This window comes from Stappia taiwanensis (assembly GCF_014635285.1).
Taxonomy (GTDB): Bacteria; Pseudomonadota; Alphaproteobacteria; order Rhizobiales; family Stappiaceae; genus Stappia; species Stappia taiwanensis.
The window spans coordinates 82,136-104,950 of sequence record NZ_BMCR01000010.1 but is presented as its reverse complement, the minus strand read 5'-3'; the positions used below and the strand labels follow the sequence as shown (position 1 = coordinate 104,950).

The 22,815-nt window shown below is 67.1% G+C and carries 20 protein-coding genes; 17 read left to right on the top strand and 3 right to left on the bottom strand.

The annotated features are described in order from the left end of the window. Positions 1-35: 35 nt before the first annotated feature. The 12 genes from phnY to IEV83_RS18530 all read left to right on the top strand — a co-directional run bounded on the left by phnY (position 36) and on the right by IEV83_RS18530 (position 14,235). Complete coding sequence (gene phnY, locus IEV83_RS18585; protein WP_371873497.1) at positions 36-1,484, top strand: phosphonoacetaldehyde dehydrogenase; 1,449 nt, start codon at positions 36-38, stop codon at positions 1,482-1,484. 65 nt (positions 1,485-1,549) lie between these two features. Next, positions 1,550-2,926 carry a (R)-1-hydroxy-2-aminoethylphosphonate ammonia-lyase gene (pbfA, locus tag IEV83_RS18580; RefSeq protein ID WP_181760707.1) on the top strand — a complete coding sequence of 459 codons (1,377 nt, stop codon included), beginning with the start codon at positions 1,550-1,552 and terminating at the stop codon, positions 2,924-2,926. A 10-nt stretch (positions 2,927-2,936) separates the two neighbouring features. Further along, complete coding sequence (locus IEV83_RS18575) at positions 2,937-3,776, top strand: EamA family transporter (protein WP_181760706.1); 840 nt, start codon at positions 2,937-2,939, stop codon at positions 3,774-3,776. Positions 3,777-3,929: 153 nt separating this feature from the next. After that, entirely contained in the window at positions 3,930-4,748 is an 819-nt protein-coding gene (locus IEV83_RS18570; protein WP_181760705.1) for a phytanoyl-CoA dioxygenase family protein, read from the top strand. Between the two features lie 99 nt (positions 4,749-4,847). Then, entirely contained in the window at positions 4,848-6,485 is a 1,638-nt protein-coding gene (aepX, locus tag IEV83_RS18565) for a phosphoenolpyruvate mutase (protein ID WP_209003244.1), read from the top strand. A gap of 7 nt (positions 6,486-6,492) precedes the next feature. After that, on the top strand, positions 6,493-7,650 hold the full coding sequence (gene aepY, locus IEV83_RS18560) for a phosphonopyruvate decarboxylase (protein WP_181760704.1): 1,158 nt from the start codon (positions 6,493-6,495) through the stop codon (positions 7,648-7,650). After that, positions 7,643-8,752 (top strand): 2-aminoethylphosphonate--pyruvate transaminase, encoded by a 1,110-nt coding sequence (locus tag IEV83_RS18555; RefSeq protein WP_181760703.1) that lies wholly within the window; start codon positions 7,643-7,645, stop codon positions 8,750-8,752. The genes aepY and IEV83_RS18555 overlap by 8 nt, the downstream gene beginning before the upstream one ends. Before the next feature lie 580 nt (positions 8,753-9,332). Beyond that, the gene (locus IEV83_RS18550) at positions 9,333-10,571 is read left to right on the top strand and encodes an aminotransferase class I/II-fold pyridoxal phosphate-dependent enzyme (RefSeq protein WP_181760702.1); all 1,239 of its coding nucleotides are present in this window, start codon (positions 9,333-9,335) and stop codon (positions 10,569-10,571) included. 8 nt (positions 10,572-10,579) lie between these two features. Next, the gene (locus IEV83_RS18545) at positions 10,580-11,254 is read left to right on the top strand and encodes a DUF4833 domain-containing protein (protein WP_181760701.1); all 675 of its coding nucleotides are present in this window, start codon (positions 10,580-10,582) and stop codon (positions 11,252-11,254) included. 118 nt (positions 11,255-11,372) lie between these two features. Next, positions 11,373-12,485, top strand: a complete 1,113-nt coding sequence (locus IEV83_RS18540; RefSeq protein WP_181760700.1) for an inositol-3-phosphate synthase — start codon at positions 11,373-11,375, stop codon at positions 12,483-12,485. 2 nt (positions 12,486-12,487) lie between these two features. Continuing rightward, complete coding sequence (locus IEV83_RS18535) at positions 12,488-13,315, top strand: SDR family oxidoreductase (protein ID WP_181760699.1); 828 nt, start codon at positions 12,488-12,490, stop codon at positions 13,313-13,315. Then, positions 13,312-14,235: a phosphatidate cytidylyltransferase gene (locus IEV83_RS18530; RefSeq protein WP_181760698.1), complete on the top strand. Its 924-nt coding sequence runs from the start codon at positions 13,312-13,314 to the stop codon at positions 14,233-14,235. Before IEV83_RS18535 ends, IEV83_RS18530 begins: the two co-directional genes overlap by 4 nt. Positions 14,236-14,239: 4 nt before the next feature. Here IEV83_RS18530 and IEV83_RS18525 read toward each other — a convergent pair whose 3' ends face one another. Further along, positions 14,240-14,695: a phosphatidylglycerophosphatase A family protein gene (locus IEV83_RS18525; protein ID WP_181760697.1), complete on the bottom strand. Its 456-nt coding sequence runs from the start codon at positions 14,693-14,695 to the stop codon at positions 14,240-14,242. A gap of 163 nt (positions 14,696-14,858) precedes the next feature. Here IEV83_RS18525 and IEV83_RS18520 point away from each other — a divergent pair, with 163 nt between their 5' ends. Together IEV83_RS18520 and IEV83_RS18515 are read left to right on the top strand one after the other, a co-directional pair. After that, positions 14,859-16,076, top strand: coding sequence for an LptF/LptG family permease (locus IEV83_RS18520; RefSeq protein WP_181760696.1), 1,218 nt, complete (start codon positions 14,859-14,861; stop codon positions 16,074-16,076). Then, the gene (locus IEV83_RS18515) at positions 16,073-17,296 is read left to right on the top strand and encodes an LptF/LptG family permease (protein ID WP_181760695.1); all 1,224 of its coding nucleotides are present in this window, start codon (positions 16,073-16,075) and stop codon (positions 17,294-17,296) included. The genes IEV83_RS18520 and IEV83_RS18515 overlap by 4 nt, the downstream gene beginning before the upstream one ends. Before the next feature lie 16 nt (positions 17,297-17,312). On the opposite strand, the gene IEV83_RS18510 is transcribed toward IEV83_RS18515, so the two are convergent. Then, positions 17,313-18,104 (bottom strand): phosphocholine cytidylyltransferase family protein, encoded by a 792-nt coding sequence (locus IEV83_RS18510; protein ID WP_181760694.1) that lies wholly within the window; start codon positions 18,102-18,104, stop codon positions 17,313-17,315. A gap of 82 nt (positions 18,105-18,186) precedes the next feature. Here IEV83_RS18510 and IEV83_RS18505 point away from each other — a divergent pair, with 82 nt between their 5' ends. Continuing rightward, on the top strand, positions 18,187-18,918 hold the full coding sequence (locus IEV83_RS18505; RefSeq protein ID WP_181760693.1) for a CDP-alcohol phosphatidyltransferase family protein: 732 nt from the start codon (positions 18,187-18,189) through the stop codon (positions 18,916-18,918). Then, positions 18,915-20,045, top strand: a complete 1,131-nt coding sequence (locus tag IEV83_RS18500) for a glycosyltransferase family 4 protein (protein ID WP_181760692.1) — start codon at positions 18,915-18,917, stop codon at positions 20,043-20,045. Before IEV83_RS18505 ends, IEV83_RS18500 begins: the two co-directional genes overlap by 4 nt. A 14-nt stretch (positions 20,046-20,059) precedes the next feature. Here IEV83_RS18500 and IEV83_RS18495 read toward each other — a convergent pair whose 3' ends face one another. After that, complete coding sequence (locus IEV83_RS18495; protein ID WP_181760691.1) at positions 20,060-21,043, bottom strand: stealth family protein; 984 nt, start codon at positions 21,041-21,043, stop codon at positions 20,060-20,062. Positions 21,044-21,200: 157 nt separating this feature from the next. Between IEV83_RS18495 and IEV83_RS18490 the strand changes: the two genes are divergently transcribed. Beyond that, the gene (locus tag IEV83_RS18490; RefSeq protein ID WP_181760690.1) at positions 21,201-22,763 is read left to right on the top strand and encodes a xylulokinase; all 1,563 of its coding nucleotides are present in this window, start codon (positions 21,201-21,203) and stop codon (positions 22,761-22,763) included. Positions 22,764-22,815: the final 52 nt, after the last annotated feature.

Sequence of the window (22,815 nt, the reverse complement as noted above, 5' to 3'; positions counted from 1 at the left end):
CGCGCGGACACGCAGAGGGAGGTTCCCACATGAACATGAGCGAACGCGGCTTGAGCGTGCGTCACGAGCCGATGCGGATCGCCGGGCGCAAGGTCGATGCCGAGGATGTCATCGAGGTGCGCTATCCCTTCACCGGGGAGGTGATCGGCACGGTGCCGGCGGGAACGGCGGCCCATGCGCGCGAGGCCTTCGCCATCGCCGCCGCCTACCGGCCGAGCCTGACGCGCTACGAGCGGCAACAGATCCTGTTCCGCGCGGCGGAGCTTCTGGTGGAGCGCAAGGAGGCGCTGTCCGACACGATCACGCTGGAGCTGGGGATTTCCAAGAAGGATTCCCTCTACGAGGTGGGGCGGGCCTATGACGTCTTCACCCTGTCGGCGCAGATGTGCATCATCGACGATGGCGAGGTCTATTCCTGCGATCTGACGCCCCACGGCAAGGCGCGCAAGATCTTCACCACCCGTGAGCCGCTGAACGCGATTTCCGCGATCACCCCGTTCAACCACCCGCTCAACATGGTGGCGCACAAGGTGGCGCCGGCGGTGGCGACCAACAATTGCGTCGTCGTCAAGCCGACGGAATTGACGCCGATCACCGCCTTGATGCTGGCCGATATCCTCTACGATGCCGGGCTGCCGCCTGAGATGTTGTCGGTGGTCACCGGCTGGCCCAAGGATATCGGCGCGGAGATGATCACCAATCCGCAGATCGAGCTGGTCACCTTCACCGGCGGCGTGCCGGTGGGCAAGATGATCGCCGACACCGCCGGCTACAAGCGCACGGTGCTGGAGCTTGGCGGCAACGATCCGCTGATTGTGCTCGACGATCTGGGCGAGGAGGATCTGGCCCGGGCGGCGGATCTGGCGGTTGCCGGGGCGACCAAGAACTCCGGCCAGCGCTGCACGGCGGTGAAGCGGATCCTGGCGCAGGAAAAGATCGCCGACCGGCTGGTGGAGATGATCGAGGAACGGGCGCGCAAGCTGGTGTTCGGCGATCCGATGGACCCGAACACGGATCTGGGTACCGTCGTCCACGCGGAAGCGGCGGCGATGTTCGATGCGCGGGTGACAAGGGCCGCGGAAGCCGGCGCGAAGGTGCTCTACCATCCGGGGCGCCAGGGCGCGCTGCTGCCGCCCATCGTGGTTGACCATGTGCCGCATGAAAGCGAACTTGTGCTGGAGGAAACCTTCGGGCCGGTGATCCCGGTTGTGCGGGTGCCGGGGGATGATGCGGCGGTGATGGGGATTTCCAACTCCACCGCCTTCGGCCTGTCGTCGGGGGTCTGCACCAACCGCATGGACCGGGCGACCGCCTATGTGAAGGGGCTCAACGTCGGCACCGTGAACATCTGGGAGGTGCCCGGCTACCGCATCGAGATGTCGCCCTTCGGCGGCATCAAGGACAGCGGCCTTGGCTACAAGGAAGGTGTCATCGAGGCGATGAAGAGCTACACCAACATCAAGACCTTCTCCCTGCCCTGGTAGGGGGAAGCCTCCCGCGCCGGCCTTGAAGTGTGCCGGCGCGGGTGTCGCCACCGAGGAACAGCCGCATGACGCATGAGCCTGAATTGCCGGTGCATGTGCCCGTGCACACGGAAGGGGAGGCCAATACCTCGGCGGCGCGTCAGGTCTGGCGCGCGGCGCGCCGGCACGGGCCGACCGACGCGCTGCTGGAGCGGGACGGCGACGCCTTCCTGCATCAGAGCCTGTCCTCGCCGTGCCTGTCGGCGATTGCGAGGGCGGAAGGGATCTGGATCGAGGACACCGCCGGCCGGCGGTTCATGGATTTTCACGGCAACAGCGTTCATCATATCGGCTATGGCCACCCGCGCCTGACGGCGGCGATCAAGGCGCAGATCGATGCACTGCCCTTCGCGCCGCGCCGCTTCACCTGCGAGCCAGCGGTGGAACTGGCGGAAAAGCTGGGCCGGATCGCGCCGGGAACCCTGTCGCGCTGTCTCTTCACCACCGGCGGGTCCGATGCCAATGAAGTGGCGCTGAAGATCGCCCGCGCCGCCACCGGCCGGTTCAAGACCGTGTCGTTCTGGGATGCGTTCCACGGGGCCGGGTTCGGCGCCGCCAGCGTTGGCGGCGAATACACGTTCCGCTCCGGCATTGCCGGGCCGCTGCTGCCGGGCACGGAGCATGTGGCGCCGTTCGCCTGCTATCGCTGCCCCTACAATCATGCCGGTCCCGAGACCTGCGGGCTCGCCTGCGCCGGGATGGTCGACTACGTGCTGGAGCGCGAGGGCGATGTGGCAGCGGTGATCGCCGAGCCGATGCGCGCGGTGCCTTACGTTCCTCCCCCGGGCTTCTGGAAGGCGGTGCGGGAGGCCTGCACCCGGCGCGGCGCGCTGCTGATCTTCGACGAGATCCCCACGGGGCTGGGCAAGACCGGACGGTATTTCGCCTGCGAGCATGACGAGGTCACGCCGGATATTCTGGTGATGGGCAAGGCGCTGGGTGGGGGCATCCTGCCGATCGCGGCGGTGGTCGCCCGTCCGGAGCTGAATGTCGCCGGTGATTTCGCCATCGGTCACTACACCCACGAGAAAAACCCGGTAACGGCGCGGGCGGCGCTGACCACCTTGCAGATCATCGAGGACGAGGGGCTGGTGGAGCGCGCGGTAACCCTTGGCGCTCATGCCATGGCCCGCATGGAAGAGCTGAAGGCGCGGGCGCCGATCATTGGCGATGTGCGCGGACGCGGGTTGATGTTCGGGCTGGAAATCATTACCGATCAGGACAAGCGCACGCCCGGCACGGCGCTCGCCGAGGCGATCTACTATCGCTGCCTCGATGCGGGGCTGAGTTTCAAGATCAGTCAGGGTTGCGTGCTCACCCTGTCGCCGCCCCTTGTGATTTCCCGCGAGGATCTCGACCGGGCGCTGGATATTGTCAGCGAGGCCATCCTTGCTCATTGCTGAGGCCGTCTGAGTGTCCGGTTTCGCTCTTTTGCTGGTTCTGACGGCGGCAGTGCTGCACGCCAGCTGGAACGCCATGGTCAAGGCTGCCGGCGACCGGGCGTTGATCCTTGCCTGCGTGGCAATCGCCCATACCTTCGTCGGCGGGGCGATGGTGCTCGCCTCGCCCGCCCCGGCGCCGGAGAGCTGGCCGTTCATCGTTGCCTCGGCCACGCTGCACTACTTCTATTACCTGTTCCTGTTCGTCTCCTACCGGATCGGCGATCTGTCGCAGGTCTATCCGATTGCCCGGGGGCTGTCGCCGATGCTGGTGGCGCTCGGCGCCTTTGTCTTTGCTGGTGAGCGACTGCCCATGCCCGCCGCTATTGGCATCGCCTGCGTCTCCGGTGGCATTGCGCTTCTGTCCTTCACCGCGCGTCGCTCGCTGGCCGAACAGCCCCTGGCGCTGGCGGCGGCCATCGGCACCGGCTTCATCATCGCCAGCTACAGTCTGGTGGATGGCATGGGGGTGCGGCTGTCCGGCAGCGCCTTCGGCTACATGGGCTGGCTGTTCCTGTCCGAGGCGCTGGTGGTGGCGGTAGTCGCCCAGCGGCGCTGGGGACAGTTGCGGGTGCTGGCGCGACCGATGGCGAAATACACGCTGCTTGCCGGGTTCAGTTCGGTCGGCGCCTATGCGCTGGTGATCTATGCCAATCTGCTGGCGCCGCTTGGCGCCGTGTCCGCCGTGCGCGAGGTTAGTGTCGTCGTCGCCGCGACCATCGGCGTGATGATCTTCGGCGAGCGCCCGTGGAAAAGCCGGATAATCGCCGCCGTTGCCGTTGCGGGCGGGGTGGTGCTGCTCGCCGGTTCCTGACCCCCGAGCTCGCTCTTCGGCGCTTATCGTGCGGCGGCGTGGTGCTTTTCTTTTGCCGGCTCCTTCGCTACCAATGAGCCGCCCGGGCGCCCCGGGGGAACTTCCGGGTGCAGGCTTGCGGGCCATCGGATCGGCGGCAGCGAGGGAAAGCGCATGGGAGAGACGATCACCGGCACGGCACTGAACACGGCGGCTTTGACGGGCGGCAACGGCTTCACCCTGCCACGCGCCATGAGCGCGGAGGAAAGCGCGCGCTACCAGGCCGATGGGTTCCTTCTCCTGAAGACTGCCTTCGATCCGGCGGCGGTCGCGGCCATCGAGGCGGAGATCGAGCGGCTGGAAAAGGTGCCGGAGGCGCCGGGCCAGCACTGGGTCTACGGCGAGATGGTCGAAGACCCGGAGCCGCGCCGGGTGATCAGCCGGATGGAAAACCTGGTACCGTTCTCTCCGGTCTTCGCCGGGCTTAGCGCCGCGCTGCTCGGCTATGCCGGCGAGGCGCTGGGCGGACCGGCGGCGCTGTTCAAGGAAAAGGTCAACTTCAAGCGCCCGGGCGGTGCCGGTTTCACCCCGCATCAGGATCAGCAGGCCGGCTGGTGGAACTATGCGCCGCGTTTCGTCTCGATCATGGTGTGCGTCGATCCGGCGACACCGGAAAGCGGCTGCGTCGAGTTCGCCGCCGGTCATCACCAGCGCGGCATGTTCCGCGAGTGGGAACCTCTGACCGACGAGGACATGAAGGACATGACCTTCGTGCCGGTGGCGACCGAGCCGGGCGATGTGGTGCTGATCGACAGTTTCTGTCCGCACCGGTCCGAGACCAACCGCAGCGACCGTCAGCGCCGGCTCTATTTCGCCACCTACAACCGCGCGGCGGATGGCGACCATCTGGCGCGCTACTATGCCGACAAACATGCGAATTATCCGCCGGATGTGGAGCGCGCCGCCTCGACCGACTACACGTTCAAGGTCTAAGGAAGGGACCGGCCCGGGTCCGCCACAGGGCCTGCACCGGCGCCTGACCCATGTTCTTCCTTGCCTCCCTGCCTGCCGTCATCATTGAAAGGACTGCCCTTGCTGCTGGAAAACACGCGCGGATCGGACACCGCACCCGTCTCCCGGTTCACCCGGCTGCGCCAGTTGCTGACCCGGCCGGAGATGGCGTTCCTGATGGAGGCGCACAGCGGATTGTCGGCGAAGATCGTCGAGGAAGCCGGCTTTGAGGGGATCTGGGCGTCGGGCCTGTCCATGTCGGCAACGCTTGGCGTGCGCGACAACAACGAGCTGTCCTGGACGCAGGTGCTGGACATGCTGGAATACATGTCCGATGCCTCCAGCCTGCCGATCCTGGTCGATGGCGATACCGGCTACGGCAACTTCAACAATTTCCGCCGCTTCGTGAAAAAGCTGTGTCAGCGTGGCGTGGCCGGGGTGTGCATTGAGGACAAGATCTTCCCCAAGACCAACTCGTTCCTCGGCGAGAACCAGCCGCTCGCCGACATCGACGAGTTCTGCGGCAAGATCAAGGCCGGCAAGGACACCCAGGAGCACGGCGATTTCTCCATCGTCGCGCGGGTCGAGGCGCTGATCGCCGGGCGGGGGCTGGAGGAAGCGCTGAAGCGTGCGCATGCCTATGCGGATGCCGGGGCGGACGCCATTGTCATTCACTCCAAGAAAAGCTCGGCGGACGAGATCCTCGCCTTCTGCCGGGAATGGAACAACCGGGCGCCGGTGATCCTCATTCCGACCAAATACTACCGCACGCCGACCGACCGGTTCCGCGAGGTTGGCGCGTCGATGGTGATCTGGGCGAACCACAATCTGCGCAGCTCCATTCAGGCGATGCGCGACACCTGCGCGGAGCTGAAGCGCAGCGAAACCCTGATCGACGTGGAAGACAGCGTCGCGCCGCTGGCCGATGTGTTCGCGCTGGCCGGCGCCGGGGAACTGGAAGCTGCCGAAAAGCGCTATCTTGCCGCGTCAAACGGATCGGCCCAAGGCGTGATCCTGGCGGCGACGCGCGGCGAGAGCCTTGGCGACCTCACCCTGGAGCAGCCCAAATGCATGGTGCCGGTGCGGGGCCGGTCGATCCTGGGCCGTCAGGTCGAGGCGCTGAACCGGCATGGGGTAAGCGATATCACCGTGGTCGCCGGCTATCGCGCCGATGCGGTGACCGTGCCGGGCATCCACAAGGTGGTGAACGAGGACCATGCGACCACCGGCGAGGCGGCCTCGCTGGCGCTGGCGCTGGAGCGGCTCGACGGGGCGATGGTGCTGTCCTTCGGCGATATCGTCTACCGCCCGTTTTTCCTCGGCCTTCTGGAGGAGCGGGAGGAGGACATCGTCCTTCTGGTCGACCCGGACGGTGGCACCACCGGTCGCGATCCGGTCGCCTGCACGATGCCGTTCAGCGACGATCCGGACCTTGGCGGCGTGGCGCCGCTGTTGACCCGGTTCGTCGAGGGCAAGGGCGATGTGACCAGCGATGGGGAATGGATCGGCCTGCTTCGCGCCAGTGCCGAGGGCACCCGCAGCCTGAAGGCGGAGCTTGCGGAGATGCAGGCCGAAGGCAGCCTCGGATCCGCCGATACCGGCGCGGTGCTGACCCGGCTGGCGGAGAAGGGAACGCGCATCGCCGTTGTCTATGTGCGCGGCTACTGGCGCAACGTGAACGATGTGATGGACCTTGCCCAGGCGCGGGATTCGATGTGAGCGGCAGATGATCGAGGCATCCGACTTTCTTTCCGCCGCCACCCGGCAGGGCATCGATTTCTTTACCGGGGTGCCCTGCAGCTTCCTGACCCCCTTGATGAACGCGGTGATCGCCGATCCGGCGGCCCGCTATGTGGGGGCGACCAGCGAAGGCGAGGCGGTGGCGATTGCCGCCGGCGCCTGGCTGGCCGGCCGTGACACGGTGGTGATGTGCCAGAACTCCGGTCTCGGCAACGCGGTCAATCCGGTGACCTCGCTGAACCATCCGTTCGAGATCCCGACGCTGATGATCGTCACCTGGCGCGGTCAGCCGGGGCTGAAGGACGAGCCGCAGCACGATCTGATGGGGCGGATCACACCGGAGCTGCTGGAGCTGATCGGCGCGCGCCATGAGCTCTTTCCGGCCTCCGCCGATGAGGTGGCGCCGAAGCTTGCCGCCGCGCGCGCGCATATGCTGGAGACCGGGCGGCCCTTCGCCTTTGTCCAGCCGAAGGGCGCGATCCGGCCGATGCCGCTCACCCAGGAGCGGCCGCCGGTGCGCGCGGTCGTTGCTGTCGCCGATTTTGCCGGTGGCGCTGCCCCGGCGCGGCGGGTGGCGGTGATGGAACGGATTCTCGCGGCATTGCCACCGGGCGCCGGGGTGATCGCCACCACCGGCTTTACCGGCCGGGAGCTGTTCACGCTGGAGGATCACCCGCGCAATCTTTACTGCGTCGGCTCCATGGGCGGGGCCAGTGCCATCGGACTTGGCGCGGCACTCAACTCCCCGCGCGAGATCGTGGTGCTGGATGGCGACGGCGCGGCGCTGATGAAGCTCGGCAACATGGCGACCATCGGGGCGGAGGCCCCGGACAATCTCACCCATGTGATCCTCGACAACGGCATGCATGAATCCACCGGCGGCCAGGCGACGGTCTCCCCGCAGGTGGATTTCGCGGCAGTTTCCGCTGCCTGCGGCTACCGGTTCGCCGCGCGGGTGGAGGGGCTCGATCAGGCGCAGGCCGCGTTCCGCATGGCGCTGGAGCAGCCCGGGCCGCGCTGCCTGCACATTCGAGTCGCGGCCAGCGGCATGGAAAACCTCGGCCGACCGACGACGGCGCCGCGCGATGTGGCCCGCCGGTTTCGCGCCTATCTCTCACAGCATGGAACCAATGGCGATGCATGACGAACCGATCCTGCTGACACCGGGCCCTCTGACCACCAGCGCCCGGGTCAAACAGACCCTGCCGCAGGACTGGGGCTCGCGCGATCCGGCCTTCGTCGCGCTGACCGGGCGGGTGCTCGACGGTGTGCGGGAGGTGGCCGGCGCCGGTGCCGACTATGCCGCCGTGCCGGTGCAGGGCAGCGGCACCTTCGCGGTGGAAGCCATGCTCGGCACGCTGGTCGCCCCGGATGTGGGCGTTCTGGTGCTGGTCAATGGTGCCTACGGCCAGCGGATCGCCGAGATCTGCCGCCGCATCGGCCGTCACCATCAGGTGTATGAGGTGGCCGAGACCGAGGTGCATGACATGGCCGAGCTGACGCGCCGGCTGGAGGATGCGCCGGAGATCGGCTTCGTCGCGGCGGTGCATTGCGAGACCACCTCCGGGCTGCTCAATCCGCTGGCGGAGATCGCCCGGACCGTGCGCGAGGCAGGACGCGAGCTCTTGGTCGATTCCATGAGCGGGTTCGGCGCACTGCCGATCGACGCATCGGAGCTGGCCTTCGCCGGGCTGACGGCCTCGGCCAACAAATGCCTGCAAGGGGTGCCGGGGCTGGGGTTTGTCTTGTGCCGGCGCGAGTTGCTGGATCGCTGCGCCGGACATGCACATTCGCTGGTTCTGGACCTCTATCTGCAGGAACAGGCGCTGGCGGGCGACGGGCAATGGCGCTTCACCCCGCCGGTGCAGGTGATGGCGGCGCTTGATGCGGCGCTGGCGGAGTTAGCCGAGGAAGGCGGGCCATCCGCGCGGCTTGCCCGCTATACGGAAAATTGCGACACGCTGCTGGCTGGCATGACGCAGCTCGGTTTCGTCAGCGCGTTGCCGCGCGACCGTCAGGCGCCGGTGATCGTGTCGTTCCTCGAACCGCAGGAGGGCTGGTTCGAGTTCTCCCGCTTCTACGATGCGCTGCGGCAGCGGGGCTATGCCATCTATGCGGGCAAGATGCGCCAGCACGGCACCTTCCGAGTCGGCACCATCGGCGCGATCACACCTGAGACCATGCATGGATTTCTGGAGGCCGTCGGCGCCGTTATAACAGAAATGAAACAGAAATTGATTGCCTGAGGTTGGGGGGCGCTTTCCTGCGCTTTTGCGAAGAGGCGCGCCGAGCGCGCGGGTCTTGCCCTCGCGGGTGCGCGGCGAAAGATCGCCGGGCAAAAAGCTTTGGAACACTGTCGCGATAGGGCGGAAGCCGCTGATTTCCGCCATCTGCGGGGCTTGCCGGCGCTGGCCGGTGCCGCCACGTCCCCTGCGCGAGGGAGCTCGTCGGGCGCGTTTAACCGGTTGAAAACACCTCGACAAATATACCGATGACGCGCAACGTCAGCATGGCATCGCGATGGGGTTTGCTGGCAAGGGGTGTTTTGCCGGCGACCCTACGCCGGCTTACTCGACAGGTTGGGGCCTTTGGGGTATTTACGCAGCCTCACCGTATCGTGACCTTTGCGGCGAGTGGAGCGCCCCGGTCTGGACACGTTTTCAGAAGTTTCGGGTGTTTCCGGCGGATTGCGCCGGGGATGGGCAGGGCCGTCGCCCTTTGAGCCGGCGCGTTGTGGTCAAGGTGACGACCACCGGTCCTGGGTGGAAAAATTGATAAGTTCCGTATTGTTCTCGACATTCGTTCGGGCGCTGGGGGTAGACTAGAATGAAGCCTGATCGGCCAAGCTTTTCCGTTGTCGCTGAGCGGCGTTTCCGTCTCGCCGGCAAGTCGATCATCGAGCGGCACAACCCCTACTTCCTTCCGGTGGACCGGCAGCGCGAGATCTGCGAACAGAAGAACATCCCCTTCGTCAGCTTCGGCCATTATGACTATCTTGGCCTCAGCCATCATCCCGAGGTGATCCGGGAAGCCAGCGACGAGCTGCATCGGCTGGGCAGCGGTGTCGGCGCTTCCCGGCTGGTGGGCGGCGAACGCTCCGGCCACCGGGCCTTCGAAAGCGAGATGGCCGAGTTCCTCGGTGTCGGCGATGTGATGTGCCTTGTCAGCGGCTATCTGGTGAACCTGTCGCTGATCAACTACCTGATGGGGCCGCGCGATCTGGTTCTGATCGATGAGCTGGCCCATAACTCGATCTTCATTGGCGCCAAGAACGGCCGCTACGACCATCGCACCTTCCGCCACAACGATCTCGATGACCTGGACCGGCAGCTTGGCGAGGTGCGCGGCCAGTATCGCAACGTGCTGGTGGTGGTCGAAGGGCTCTATTCGATGGATGGCGACATCCCGGATCTGCCGCGCCTGGTCGAGATCAAGGAAAATCACGACGCCTGGCTTTTGGTTGACGAGGCCCATTCCTATGGTGTTCTCGGCGCCACCGGGCGGGGCCTGTGCGAGCATTTCGACATCGATCCGGGCCGGATCGAGCTGACCGTCGGCACTCTGTCCAAGTCCTTCGTCTCCTCCGGCGGCTTCGTCTGCGCGGAAAAGGGCGTGATCGACTGGCTGCGCTTCACCCTGCCCGGCTTCGTCTACAGCGTCGGTCTGGCGCCGGCGGCGCTCGGCAGTGCCCATGGCGCCCTGACCCAGTTGCGCAAGCATCCGGAACTGGTTGAGCGGCTGCATCGCAACTCCGTCTACTTCCGGGACCGGGCGCGGGAAGCCGGGCTCGACACCGGCGCGGCGATCGGCTGCGGCGTGGTGCCGCTTTTGTTCTCCAGCCCGGAACAGACGATGATCGCCTCCCAGGCACTGCTCGAACAGGGCGTTTATGCCCCGCCGATCGTGCAGATCGGCGTGCCCAAGGATCAGCCTCGCATCCGCTTCTTCATCTCCGCCGCTCATACGGACGAGGAGATGGACCGGACCATCGGCATTGTCGCGGCGGTGGTCGCGGCGGGGCAGGATCCGGAGATGGTGCGCTCGTTGGCGCTTGGCGGGGCCTGACCCTCATCATGATTGCCCGCGTTGCCTCCCCATCGGGTTTTGCTCTCTCGCGCCTGTTGTCTGGCGGCGCGCGGGCGCTGCTGGTGCTCCTGTGCCTTGCAGGCGGGACGGACGGTTCGGTTGTCGCGCAAGAAGGGGTGAAGCGGGGCTTTGCCGCGTCGACCCAGCGGGCGCGGACCTCCGTCGTGACCGAGGTGAAGACGCTGCCGGTGGTGCGGCCGGAGTTTCCGGTGCCGAACGAGCCGAACATGCTGTTCTACCTGCAGCGTTCGACCAATCCCAACACGGTGATCTACGCGGCCCGCTTCCGGGAGGACGGCACGCTCGACCCGAATGAGCCGGTGGCCGCCTACTGGCGCCGCTACAACACGACGGGCGAGCGCCTGCCGCTGAAGATGATCGAGGACAATTTCGCCTTCGGAGTGCGCACCGAGCGGACGGACGATCCCAGCGTGTTCCGGCTTTACGTGGTGTCCTATCCGGAACGCAAGGCGACCCTGCGGCAGGTGGCGCCGGGGCGGGCGGAACTCACCGTGCCGGCCGGAGGGCGGCAGATGCGGCCGGTCTATGCCTATATCGATGTGGACGAGAGCGGGCTGATGCCGAGCGTGCGCACGGTCTCGGTGATGGGTCAGGACGCGGCCACCGGCAAGCCGCTGGTGGAGCGCATCCAGATCGAGTAACGCCGCACCGCCAGATGCTTCAACGACACTTCTCATGAAGACAGCCGCGTGCGCGAGGGCGCCGCAAGAACGAAAGGCCGGCACAGCGCGCCGGCATTGGCAGGGGTTAAGCAGTAACATGACAGGTTCTTCCGCCACTTCGATCCGCACGGCGATCGTCGGCGCCGGCAACTGCGCCAGCTCGCTGGTGCAAGGTGTTGCCTATTGCCGCGAAAAGGGCGAGGACGCGATCGGCGTTCCGTTCCCGGTGCTTGGCGGCTACAAGCCGTCCGACGTGGAAATCGTCGCCGCCTTCGATGTGGACGCACGCAAGGTCGGGCGCACGGTCGGCGAGGCGGCGGTCGCGCTGCCCAACTGCACCGAGATCTTCCACGATGCCCTGTCGGAGATGACCGCCCCGGTGTTCCGCGGCCCGGATCTCGATGGCGTCTCGGCCTTCATGCGCAACCAGGCGCCGGACCGCAGCTTCGTGGTCTCGCCGGACGCACCGCTCGACAAGGCGGGCGTGGTCGCCGCCCTGCGCGAGGCGCGGGCCGAGGTGATCATCAACTTCCTGCCGGTCGGCTCGATCGAGGCCACCGAGTTCTACGCCGAATGCGCGCTGGAGGCCGGTTGCGCCTTCGTCAATGGCATTCCGGTATTCATCGCCTCCGACCCGGTCTGGGCCAAGCGGTTCCGCGATGCGGGCGTGCCGATTGTCGGCGATGACTTCAAGGCGCAGTTCGGCGCCACCATCACCCACCGCACCCTCGCCCGGCTCGCCGACATGCGCGGCGTCAAGGTGGACAAGACCTATCAGCTCAATGTGGGCGGCAATACCGACTTCCTCAACATGATGGACATGGACCGTCTGACGATGAAGCGGGAATCGAAGACCGAGGCGGTGCAGACGGCGATGAACGCCCGCCTCGACGACAGCGAGATCCGCATCGGTCCGTCGGACTATGTGCCGTGGCTGGAAGACCGCAAGGTGGCCTATGTGCGCCTTGAGGGACGCCTGTTCGGCGGTGTGCGCACCCATGTGGAAATGCGGCTTGAGGTCGAGGATTCGCCGAATGCGGCGGCGATGGCACTGATCGCCATCCGCTGCGCGCGGATCGCCCGCGACCGTGGTATGGCCGGTCCGATCGAGGACGCGAGCGCGTTCCTGTTCAAGCATCCGCCGGCGCAGATCGAGGATTCGGAAGGCTACGAGCGGCTTCTGGCCTTCGCGGAAGGCCGGGAGGGCTGATCATGGCGGCCGGTGGGCGCGACAGGCAGGATGGACGGCCGGTTGCGCTGATCACCGGCGGCAGCAGCGGCATCGGCCTGGCGCTGGCGGGCAGGCTTGCCGGCCTTGGTTTCGATCTGGCGCTGGTGTCGCGCCGCGCCGACCGGCTGGAGGCCGCGCGGCAGCAGCTGGCGGCCATGGCGCCGGAGGCGCGCATCGGTATCTATCCGGCCGATGTGGCTGATGCGCAGGCCGGCGCGGCCGCCGTTCAGGCGGCGATCGCGGAGATGGGGCCGCCGGATTGGGCGGTGCTCAATGCCGGGATCGCAAGGCCCGGCCATTTCCTCGATCAGCCGGTCGATGATCATCACGATCAGATGGCGACCAATTATTTCGGTGCGCTCAATATTGCCCGGGTCGTCGCCCCGGAGATGGCCGAGGCCGGCGGCGGACGCATGGTGTTCGTCTCGTCCGGCGCGGCGTTTTTCGGCATCTACGGCTATGCGGCCTATGCGCCGTCGAAATTCGCCCTGCGCGGCCTGGCCGAGGTGTTGCGGGTCGAGTTGGCCGGCAAGGGCATTTCGGTGACCCTGGCCTATCCGCCGGATACGGATACCCCACAGCTTGTGGCGGAAAACGAGACCAAGCCGGCGATCACCCAGGCGATCACCGCCGGCGGCGGATTGTGGTCGGCGGAGCGGGTGGCCGAGCGGATCGTTCGCGGTGCATCGCGCGGCCGGTTCCTGGTGGCGCCGGGCGCGCAGATGACCATGCTGGCCTATGGCCACAGCATGCTGGCCCCCTTGCTGCGCCGCTATCAGATGCGCATCGCCCGCAAGGAGCGGTCGTGACGGTCGTTCTGGCGCCGGATCTCGTGCTCTGGGCCATTGCCATTGGCCTCGGTTTCGGCGCACTGGTGCTGGGGCTGGGCAGCCTCGTGCCGGCCACCGCCGACAAGGCGCGCCCGCTCTGGCCGACCTTCGTCACCGAACTGGTCATTGTCACCGCTGCCGTCTTGCCTTTCGTGTTTGGTGGGCCGGTGCTGTGGCTGTGCCTTGCCGCCCTGTGCCTGCGCATCGGCCATGAAGCCGGGCAGGTGGCGCTGCTGCGCCGCGAAGGGGCAAGCGGATCGGCCACGCGCAGGCTTCTGCCCCTCGGTCTGGGGGCGCTGTGCTTCGCCGTGGGCGTTGCGGTTGGCGCCCTGCCGCTCGTCTGGAGCGCCGGGCTCGTGCTTCTTGCCGGGCTGATCGCGGCTGGCACCCTGGCGATGATGCCGGGCGGTGAGGGGGGATGGGGCAGGATTGCCGCTGAACTTGTGCTCTTCCCGGTGTCGCCGCTGGTGCTGTTCGTGGCTTGCGCGCTGACCGGTGACAATGCCGGTCTGCTGCTGCTCGCCTTTCTTCTGGTGGAAACCTACGACAGCTATGCCCTGCTCGGCGGCAAGGTGTTCGGTCACCGCCCGGCGTTTCCGGTGCTGAGCCCGCGCAAGACCATCGAGGGGCTGGCGATCGGTGGCGCGGCGCTCGCCCTGACCGCGGCGCTGGCCGGACCGCTGGTGCTCGGCTGGCCGCTCTGGCTGGCGGTGCTGGTCGCGGCGTTGATCGCGGCGACGGCGGTTGTCGGCGATCTTGCCGGGTCGCGGCTGAAGCGGGCCTCCGGCGTCAAGGACTATCCGCAGGTGTTGCCCCGGCAGGGCGGGGTGCTGGATATCGCCGACGCCTGGCTGATCGCTGGTCCGGCGCTCGTTCTTCTGTTGCGGCTGTTTGGTTAAGGGATCAGCCGCTGAGAAGCCAGCTTGCCGGCAGCAGCAGGAGGATGGCGTAGAACGCGGCGGCGGCATCATCGAGCATGATGCCGAGCCCGCCCTTCACCTTGTCCTGCACCCAGTTGACCGGGAAGGGCTTGAGAATGTCGAAGGCGCGAAAGGCGATGAAGCCGGCGGCCCACCAGAGCGGCTCGAACGGCAGCACCAGAACCACGGCGGCGGCGCCGAAGCTTTCATCGACAACGACGATTTGCGGGTCCTCAAGGCCGGTGTCGGCGGCAACCGCCGCCGAGGCCCAGACGCCGATAGCGAACAGCGCCATCAGGCCCGCGAGCTTGACCGGCCAGGCAAGCGCCATCAGGCTGGCGGCAAAGAGGAGGCCGACGGCGGCGCCGAAGGTGCCGGGCCAGAACGGTGCATGGCCGGCGCCCAGTGACAACCCAACGAGATAGGCAAGACGGCGCATCGTCGGCAACCTATGATATTAAAGGGAATCGGGCGGTGTTGCAGCCGACTGACTATCACGAAACCGGCCCGGAGACGATGCGGACAGACCAACGCAATGCGATGCGCCATGGGCGGCGGGCAGGCGTGCGGCCTGCGCCTTTTCCCATGCGGCACGGTCCGGCATGAGGATCGGCGGCGTTGCCTCGCGCGCCCTGATGGCACGCATTCTGGCCAAGGTGGTGATCGTCGTTGCCACCATCGAGGTGGTGTTTCTCGCCGAAAAACTGACCGGCATTCTGGAAGAGGTGCTGGGCAATGGCGGCGGGATTGTCGCCGCGCTGTCGATCCTGGTGTTGACCTCGCCGGAGATCTTCGACTTCGCCCTGGCGCTGGCCTGCGTCATCGGCGTCTATTTCGCGCTTGTCGCCGCGCGCGAGGAACGGGAGCTGGTGGCGCTGTCCGCCGCTGGCGTGTCCTGGTCGTTGGCCCTGAAAGTGGTGCTTGTGGTGGGCGTTCTGGCCTTTGGCGCCAGCTTGCTTGTGTCCGGTTTCCTCAACCCTTTGGCCGCCAGCACCAACCGGGCGGTGGTGTTCAACCTGACGAGCGATCTTCTGTTCCGGCGGATCACCGAACCCAGCGAGGGAACGCTGATCGAGACCATTCGCGGCAAGACCTTCGCCGCGCTGAGCGACAGCAGCGTTTCGCCGCCGCATGAGAGCCTGTTCGTACACCAGCCGGGAGAGGATGGCGCCTGGCGCGTGACCCAGGCGGAGGACTGGAAGCTGATCGGTCCGGATGCGCAAGGGAACTACAATCTCGGGCTCGGCCGGGTGAATGCCTATGATTTCAAGCGCATTGATGAGAGCGGCAGCGGTGCGGTATCGAGCAGCGGACGCGGGCCGAACCTCAGGGCGCTCGCCGAGCCCGATATCGCCGATGTGCCGATGCTGCCCCTGGTGCGGGTGGAAAACGTCGAGGTGCCGGTGAGCCTGCGCAACATCCTGCGCTATGCGGCGCGCAGCGAGGTGGCGGAGGAATGGACCTTCGCCGAAGCCCTGTGGGCGCAAGGGGCAAGCGACACGGCGCGCGAGGCCCGGGAGATCGCGGCGGAACGCTATGGCCGGGCGCTGGCGGCGCTGGTGGCCCCGGTCATGGCGCTGGTCGCCTGTGTTCTGGCACAAGGTGGACTGTCGAATTTCTTCGTCATGCCGGCGGCCTGCGCTGCGCTGTTGGCATTCGACCTTGTCTTGCGTTCGGCGCTTGCCGATCTGGCCGGCAAGGGCGCATGGACGATGGTCGGCGGCGGTGTGGCAATGGCCGTGGCCGCACTGTTGCTGCTGGGCGTGATGGTGCGGGTGCGCCGCCATTCCCTGCTGCGCCCGGTCGGACAGCGGGCATGATGATGAGCGCCCTGACCTCCACGCTTTTGGGACGGCGGCAGGCGGGTACCTGGTCCGGCGCGCGGGCGCCGGTGTTCGGCATTGCCGGGCGGCGGGCGCTGCTGCTTTATCTGCGGGTGACCAGCCTGGTGATGCTGATGTTCCTGATCATCGCCTTCGCGATCGATCTGGCGCAGAACCTCGATGACGTGTTGGCGCGGGCCGAGGTGCTGGAGATGGGCAAGGGCGGCATTCTGGCCCGCTATCTGCTCTACCGGGCGGTCGATATCGTCACCCGGCTGTTTCCGGTGGCCTGTTTCATCGGCCTCTTCGCCTCCGAGCTCTATCGCCTGTTCAACCGCGAGACGACGGTTCTGGCCGGGGCAGGCTGGTCGCCGGCGCAGACACTGGCGGTGGTGGCGGTGTTCGGCTGCCTCACCGGCGCGCTGCAATTCTCGCTTGAACGCTGGTGGCGTCCGGCGGCGGTGTTTGCCCAGGCGGAGCTGGAACTGGGCGGCTATGGCGCGCGCTTTGCCCGTGGTGTCGTTGGCGAAAAGCGCTGGTTCGTCCTGAGCGGCAACGCGCTGCGGGCAACGGTTCTGCGCGACGGGGCGCCGGAGCTGCGCGGCGTGGAGCTCTACCGGGGGGTGGTGAGCGGCGATCTGCGCGATGTGCTGGTCGCCAGGCGTGCCGTGCCGACCGGGCATGAGAACTTCTGGCGGTTCTACGATGTCGATCTCTGGGCCAGCCTGCCGCAACAGGGCGGTGAGGGGGCGGCCCGCAGCCAGGGCTACGCGCGCAAATCGCTCTATCTGATGACCCGCTACGACAGTATCGATATCCGGCTGGATCTGTTTCCCGAAACCCTTGAATTCTATGACGTTCCGGCGTTTTACCTGCCGCAGGCGCCGCTGGAGAGGCTGGCGGAGGCGGGCAATCCGCTGAAGACACCAGATGTGGATGCGGCGCTGTGGCGCCGCTGGGCGGCGTTGTTCCTGCCTGGCGCCTATGCGCTCTTGGGCGCCAGCCTTGCACCGATTGCCGGCTCGGGGCGGATCATCGCGCCGACGCGGATCGTCGCGCTGGCCCTGTGCGGCTATCTGGCGTTGGTGGCGACCAAGGTTTCCTGGGCGATGGGGGAAATCGGCAGCCTGTCAGGCTTCACCAGCAGTTGGCTGGCGATTGTTCTGGCGCTTGGCGGAACGCTTGCCGCACAGCGGGTGCTGTCGCGGCCCCATTGACGGAAAGCCGGGGACCTCAGGCGGGAACCGGGGTGCCGGCGGTGCCTTGGTTCGTGGCAGTCTGGCGGGCGGCGACAATGCGCGGATAGACCCGCTCGGCGGCGCGGGCGAGCATGGTCTCGTCGTCGACCTCGGCCCAGGCGAGATCGTCGATCTTCGGGCAGGTCACCGGATGTTCGCGGGCCAGCGCCACCAGACCGGATTCATAATCGGCCATCGGCGTTTCCGCCACCATCTCCGCGCCGATTGCCTTCAGCGCCTCGACCGCTTCGGCAGTGAGATGGGTGATGCCGACCAACTCGCCATGGGGATGATCCGGCCATTGGCCGGCGCTCTTCGACATGTCGCGCAGGCAAGGGCTGCCAGTGCGGTCATCCGCCCAGACATAGACCTCATCGCCGGCCTCGGTCGGTCCGGATACCAGCAGCGCCGACCAGTCCGTCGTGCCGATGGCGGCGGCAATGGCACGCGGTTCATAGATCAGGTCGGTTTCCAGCACCAGGCACGGGCCGGTGTGGCCATCGAGGCCGACCAGGAGGCTGTGCAGCGATCCCTTGACCGCATAGTCGGGATTATGCGTCAGCGTCACGCCGGGCTGCCCCTTGGCGGTCATTTCCCGATACTGCTCTTCCAGATGGCCGGTGACGATCCGGATCGCGCCGATGTCATGGGCGCGCAAGGTATCTAGCGATTCCTCGACAAAGGACCGGTCGCCGATCGACAGAAGGCCCTTTGGCGTCATCCGGCCACGGGCCCCCATGCGCACGCCCCGTCCGGCGGCAAGAAGAATAGCGGTGATATTGCGCATAGGACCATCGGTTTGTGATAAGGCGGGTCAGTATTAGGGGAGGCGTGACGCCTCGGCAAGGGACAGTGTGGGTATCGGTGACATGCGGCGAAAGCCAACGCTGGCGGCACTCGCCGCCGATTATCGGAACGGCAAGATAGAGGACGAGCTGCGCGGCGACTGGGCGGTGGTGGTTTTCTTCCGGGTCTGGAGTTTTCCGCTGGTCTGGCTCTTCGCCCGGACGGCGGTGAGCCCGAGCGCGATCACCGCTTTTTCCGGCCTTTTGGTGCTGATGTTGCCGGCAAGCGCCGGGCTGTTGCCGCTCTCTGTCGCCGGCCCCGCTGTCGTCGCCTTGAGCTGCGCGGTGCTGATCCTCGATTGCGTTGACGGGGCGCTTGCCCGGATCACCGCACGGGCGTCGCGGTTCGGCGGCATGCTCGATTTCCTTGTCGACATGGCCCATTGGGGCCTGCTTTATGCCAGTATCGGCCTGCTCGCCGACCGGGTCGCCGGAACCGGTTTTTTCTGGACCGCGCTTGGCTGTGCCGCCGGCTGGCTGCGGCTCTACGCCCGGGTGGTGCGCGACGCCGGCCCGGCAAAAGCGGAGGCCACCGCCGATGCGGCGGCGGGGATCTCATCAGGCGTTTTGGGGGGCATTTCGGCGGGCGAGGTGCTGGTTGCCTTCGTCGCCGGTCTCAGCGGTGCCATTCCGCTTCTGCTGCTGGCCGGCTGGGCATTTGGCAGCATCGGCTGGCTGGTGGTGTTCCTCATCGCCTATGCGGTGACGGATGTGGTCGATGCCGGGCTGCAGTCCTTCGGCCGGGCCGCTTCATGAAGATCGTCGAGATCTGCCCCTATGACCTGACCCGCCCGGGCGGGGTGCAAAACCATGTGCTCGACCTTGCTGCCTGGCTGGAACAGGCCGGGCATCAGGTGCGGATCGTCGCGCCGCTGCCGGTCGCAGGGACAGGCCTTGGTCACGTCGACCACATCGGCGGCGGGCGCGGGTTTTCCCTGTTCGGCACCGGCTTTGAACTGACCTATGCCCGCCCGGGTGCCCGCCGCAGGTTGGTGGCGGAGTTGCGCGACTGGGGGGCGGAACTGGTGCATCTGCACACGCCCTGGACACCGTTGATGGCCTGGCAGGTGTGGCGCGGGCTGCGGCTGCCGACGGTGACGACCTTTCACGCCACCCTGCCGGCGGACAAGACCACCGGCGCCGGTGGCCGGGCACTGGCCGGGGCGGCGCGCTACTTCCTGAAACGGTCACTGGCGGCCATCGTGCCCTCGGTCTCGCCGCTGGCGCATTTGCGCCCGGAGGCGACGGGAACGCCGGCGCATGTGCTGCCGCCGACCATCGATTTGTCTTCGTGGCGACAGGCGGGGGAGGCGGCAAGCGCTGCGCCCGATGCGCGCGAGGGGCTGGAGATCGTTTTTCTCGGCCGGTTCGAGGAACGCAAGGGGCTTGATGTCCTGCTGTCCGCCTGGCCGGTCCTCGCCGAGGCGGTGAAGGGCGCGCGGCTGACGGTCGCTGGCGGCGGCAAGCTGGAGCCGCTGGTGCACAGGGCAATGGCGGGACCCGGCGGCGACCGCATTCGGCTCGTGCCCGTGCCGGATGCAGCGATGGCACGGGAGCTGGTGGCACGCGCCGACCTTCTCGCCGCGCCCTCGCCCTATGGCGAGAGCTTCGGTCTGGTGCTGATCGAGGCGATGGCCGCTGGAACCTTGCCGCTGGCGGCGGCCAACGAGGGCTATGCCACGGTGATGACCGGCCCGGGTGCGCGGCTGCTGGTGCCGCCGGGCGATGCGGCGGCGCTGGCGGCGCTGGCGATCGATCTGGCGCGAAAGCCGGAGGAGCGGGCGCGTTTGCGCACCTGGGCTGAAGGCCATGCGGCCAGCTTCGACGTGGCGCGGGCTGGCCCTGCGTTCGTTGAGGTGTTCCAGGCCGCGCTCGGCCGATAGCCCGAGGGCGGCGTCTATTGTTTCTCGAAGCGCGAGGGCGCGGGAAACCAGCGCTCCAGCGTCCGGCGCACATAGGCGACCACGCGCGGGTTGGGCTGGTTGTTGAAACTGTCGTTCAGGGTGACGGTCGCCGGGCGGCGCCGTTCCATCCGGGTGAGCTGAAACCAGGTCCAGGGCAGGATGTTTTCCAGCGAGGCGTAGCCGGTCATGCGGCGGGTCTGCGTCGCCGTGGCCAGCTCCGCCCGTCCGGTCTCAATGAGGAACTGCGGGTAGAGATACTCCGGCGGCACGTTGCCATTGGCGCGGAAGCGCGAGCAGCGGGTCGCCTCGATCTCCGCCGGGAAGGTGGCGCACATCTGTTCGAACAGCGCCCGCTCGATCAGCCGAGGGCCATGGGCGAGAAACTTCCGGCTCTTCTTCGAGAAAGCCCGGTCAAGCGCGGCATTGGCGGTGGCAAGCGCCAGGTTCCAGGGGCTTTCAGTCTCCGGGTTGAGCTTCTCATGCACCGGCGCGTCATGGCCCTTGGCGAAGATCCGGGGAAGGCCGTCCGCGTTCACGAAATCCTCCGGCTGGAACGGCGCGAAGGCGAGCATGTCGTCCTCGAAATAGAGGAAACGCTCGGACAGCTCCGGCAGCTTTGCCAGATGGCTGACGATGGCGAAGGAGTTGAAGGTCGGCAGGATCGCCGGATCCATGATCTCGTCGTGATGCACCAGGCGAAGATCGGGATGGTCGGCGTTCAGCCAGTCCGGCACTTGCGGGCGGCAGGTCAAGAGGTGCACCCGGCGCACGAAGGGCGCGTTTGTCTCCAGCGAGCGCAGTGAATATTTCAGAAGGTCGAGATTGTCGCGGGTGCGGTTGGGGTTGAGATCCCGCTTGTCGCTTGCATGCTCGCGCAGGGTCTCGGCATAGCCGGGGAAGGTGTCATCGACCCAGGTGTAGACCACATCCATTCCGGTCTCGGTGTTGTGGGGCTGGGTGGTGCTGGCTTCCGGCATCGAGCGCCTTTCCGGCAGGCCGGTCCGGAGCGGGCTCTTCGCCGCGATCGGGCCGGAACGGGATGAATGGTGCGGTGGACTGTTCTCTTCGATTGCAAGTCTCTATAAACCCGTGGCCGGCGAAAGGGCAATCGAACGATCAGGTTGGGAACAGGGCTTGAGCGAACAGGCTAAGGCGCAGGGGCGCGATCTGGTAATCGCCGCCGATTTCGGAACGTCGGGCGTCAAGCTCGCGGCGGTGGACAGGCAGCTTGCGATCATCGCCAGCGTGGTCGTCGCCTACCCCTTGTCCTTTCCCGCAGCGGGACAGGCGGAACAGAACCCGCAGGACTGGTGGGACGCACTCCGCACCGGCGTCGCCGGGCTTGCCGGTAGGGTCGAGAACCTTGGCGCGCGCTGTGCCGCGCTGGTGTTCAGCGCTCAGATGTGCGGCCTCGTCTGTACCGATCGTGATGCCGCCCCCTTGCGCCCGGCGATCATCTGGCTGGACAAGCGCGCGGGCACCCTGTCGCGGCGCATGAATGGCGGGTTCCCCTCCATTGCCGGCTACCGGCTCGACAAGCTGATCGCCTGGACCCGGATTGCGAATGGCGCGCCCTCGCACAATGGCATGGATCCGCCGGCGAAGATGCTCTGGGTCAAGCAGAACGAGCCGGAGGTCTGGGCCGCGTCGCACAAGCTGCTCGACGTCAAGGACTGGCTGCTGGCCCGTGCCACCGGCCGTTTCACCACCACGGCGGACAGCGCCAATCTCACCTGGATGATGGACACCCGCCCCGGCCGGGAGGGCTGGTCGCCCTATCTCGCCGGGCGGCTCGGGCTGCCGCTCGACAAGCTGCCGGAGATCGTCGATGGCACCAGCACCGTCGGCGGCCTGACCGCCTCGGCGGCGGCGGATTTGGGGCTTGCCGCCGGCCTGCCGGTGATCGCCGGGGCAGGGGATGTCAACGCGGCGGCCATCGGCTCCGGGGCAATGGCGGATGGGCAGCTTCATGCCTATGCGGGCACCAGTGCCTGGCTCTCCGGCTTCTTTCCCTCCCGGCGGATCGACATCTTTCATTCCTACGCAACAATTGCCAGCAGCGTCGGCTTCCGGCCGCTGCTGATCGCCACCCAGGAGAGCGCCGGCACCGCCTTTGCCTGGGCGGCGCGGCTGACCGGCGAGACCGCCGGCGACAGCGATGCGGCACTGGGCGCGCTTTACGAGGATATCGGCGAGCCGTCCGAGAGCGATCCGGTGTTCGTGCCGTGGCTTGCCGGCGAGCGGGTGCCGGTCGATGACGACCGGCTGCGTGGCGTTTTCTACGGGCTCAGCGTCCAGCATGACCGCAACGCGCTCTTGCGGGCGGTGCTGGAAGGGGTGGCGCTCAACATGCGCTGGGCCATGTCCAAGGTCGCGCGGCAAAAGGGCGTGCGCAACGACCTGCCGATGCCGCTGGTCGGCGGGGCGGCGGTCAATCCGCATTTCGTTCAGTCGCTGGCCGATGCGCTGAAGCGGCGGATCGACGTGCGCGAGCCGCGCAATGCCGGGGTTCTCGGCGCGGCGGTGATCGCCGGCGCAGGGCTTGGATGGTTCGAGAGCGTCGAGGCGGCGGCTCCGGTCCTCTCGGCGCTGCCCGCCCGCAGCTACGACCCGCAGCCGGCGGGCATGGCCCGGCTCGACAGTCGCTACCGGGCGCTCGACCGGCAGCGCTCCCGCCTTCTCAAGCTCTATCGCTGAGCCTCACACCACGGCGCTGGGTGAGACCGGCCAGGAAACGGAACCAGTATCG

What these genes read in the sequence shown, in the direction of transcription:
- IEV83_RS18505 (WP_181760693.1), top strand. Translation starts at nt 18,187, where the DNA reads ATGCGGCGAAAGCCAACGCTGGCGGCACTCGCCGCCGATTATCGGAAC.
- IEV83_RS18550 (WP_181760702.1), top strand. Translation starts at nt 9,333, where the DNA reads ATGAAGCCTGATCGGCCAAGCTTTTCCGTTGTCGCTGAGCGGCGTTTC.
- IEV83_RS18520 (WP_181760696.1), top strand. Translation starts at nt 14,859, where the DNA reads ATGAGGATCGGCGGCGTTGCCTCGCGCGCCCTGATGGCACGCATTCTG.
- IEV83_RS18570 (WP_181760705.1), top strand. Translation starts at nt 3,930, where the DNA reads ATGGGAGAGACGATCACCGGCACGGCACTGAACACGGCGGCTTTGACG.
- IEV83_RS18510 (WP_181760694.1), bottom strand. Translation starts at nt 18,104, where the DNA reads ATGCGCAATATCACCGCTATTCTTCTTGCCGCCGGACGGGGCGTGCGC.
- IEV83_RS18495 (WP_181760691.1), bottom strand. Translation starts at nt 21,043, where the DNA reads ATGCCGGAAGCCAGCACCACCCAGCCCCACAACACCGAGACCGGAATG.
- aepY (WP_181760704.1), top strand. Translation starts at nt 6,493, where the DNA reads ATGATCGAGGCATCCGACTTTCTTTCCGCCGCCACCCGGCAGGGCATC.
- IEV83_RS18525 (WP_181760697.1), bottom strand. Translation starts at nt 14,695, where the DNA reads ATGCGCCGTCTTGCCTATCTCGTTGGGTTGTCACTGGGCGCCGGCCAT.
- IEV83_RS18500 (WP_181760692.1), top strand. Translation starts at nt 18,915, where the DNA reads ATGAAGATCGTCGAGATCTGCCCCTATGACCTGACCCGCCCGGGCGGG.
- IEV83_RS18545 (WP_181760701.1), top strand. Translation starts at nt 10,580, where the DNA reads ATGATTGCCCGCGTTGCCTCCCCATCGGGTTTTGCTCTCTCGCGCCTG.
- pbfA (WP_181760707.1), top strand. Translation starts at nt 1,550, where the DNA reads ATGACGCATGAGCCTGAATTGCCGGTGCATGTGCCCGTGCACACGGAA.
- IEV83_RS18555 (WP_181760703.1), top strand. Translation starts at nt 7,643, where the DNA reads ATGCATGACGAACCGATCCTGCTGACACCGGGCCCTCTGACCACCAGC.
- IEV83_RS18515 (WP_181760695.1), top strand. Translation starts at nt 16,073, where the DNA reads ATGATGATGAGCGCCCTGACCTCCACGCTTTTGGGACGGCGGCAGGCG.
- IEV83_RS18535 (WP_181760699.1), top strand. Translation starts at nt 12,488, where the DNA reads ATGGCGGCCGGTGGGCGCGACAGGCAGGATGGACGGCCGGTTGCGCTG.
- IEV83_RS18540 (WP_181760700.1), top strand. Translation starts at nt 11,373, where the DNA reads ATGACAGGTTCTTCCGCCACTTCGATCCGCACGGCGATCGTCGGCGCC.
- phnY (WP_371873497.1), top strand. Translation starts at nt 36, where the DNA reads ATGAGCGAACGCGGCTTGAGCGTGCGTCACGAGCCGATGCGGATCGCC.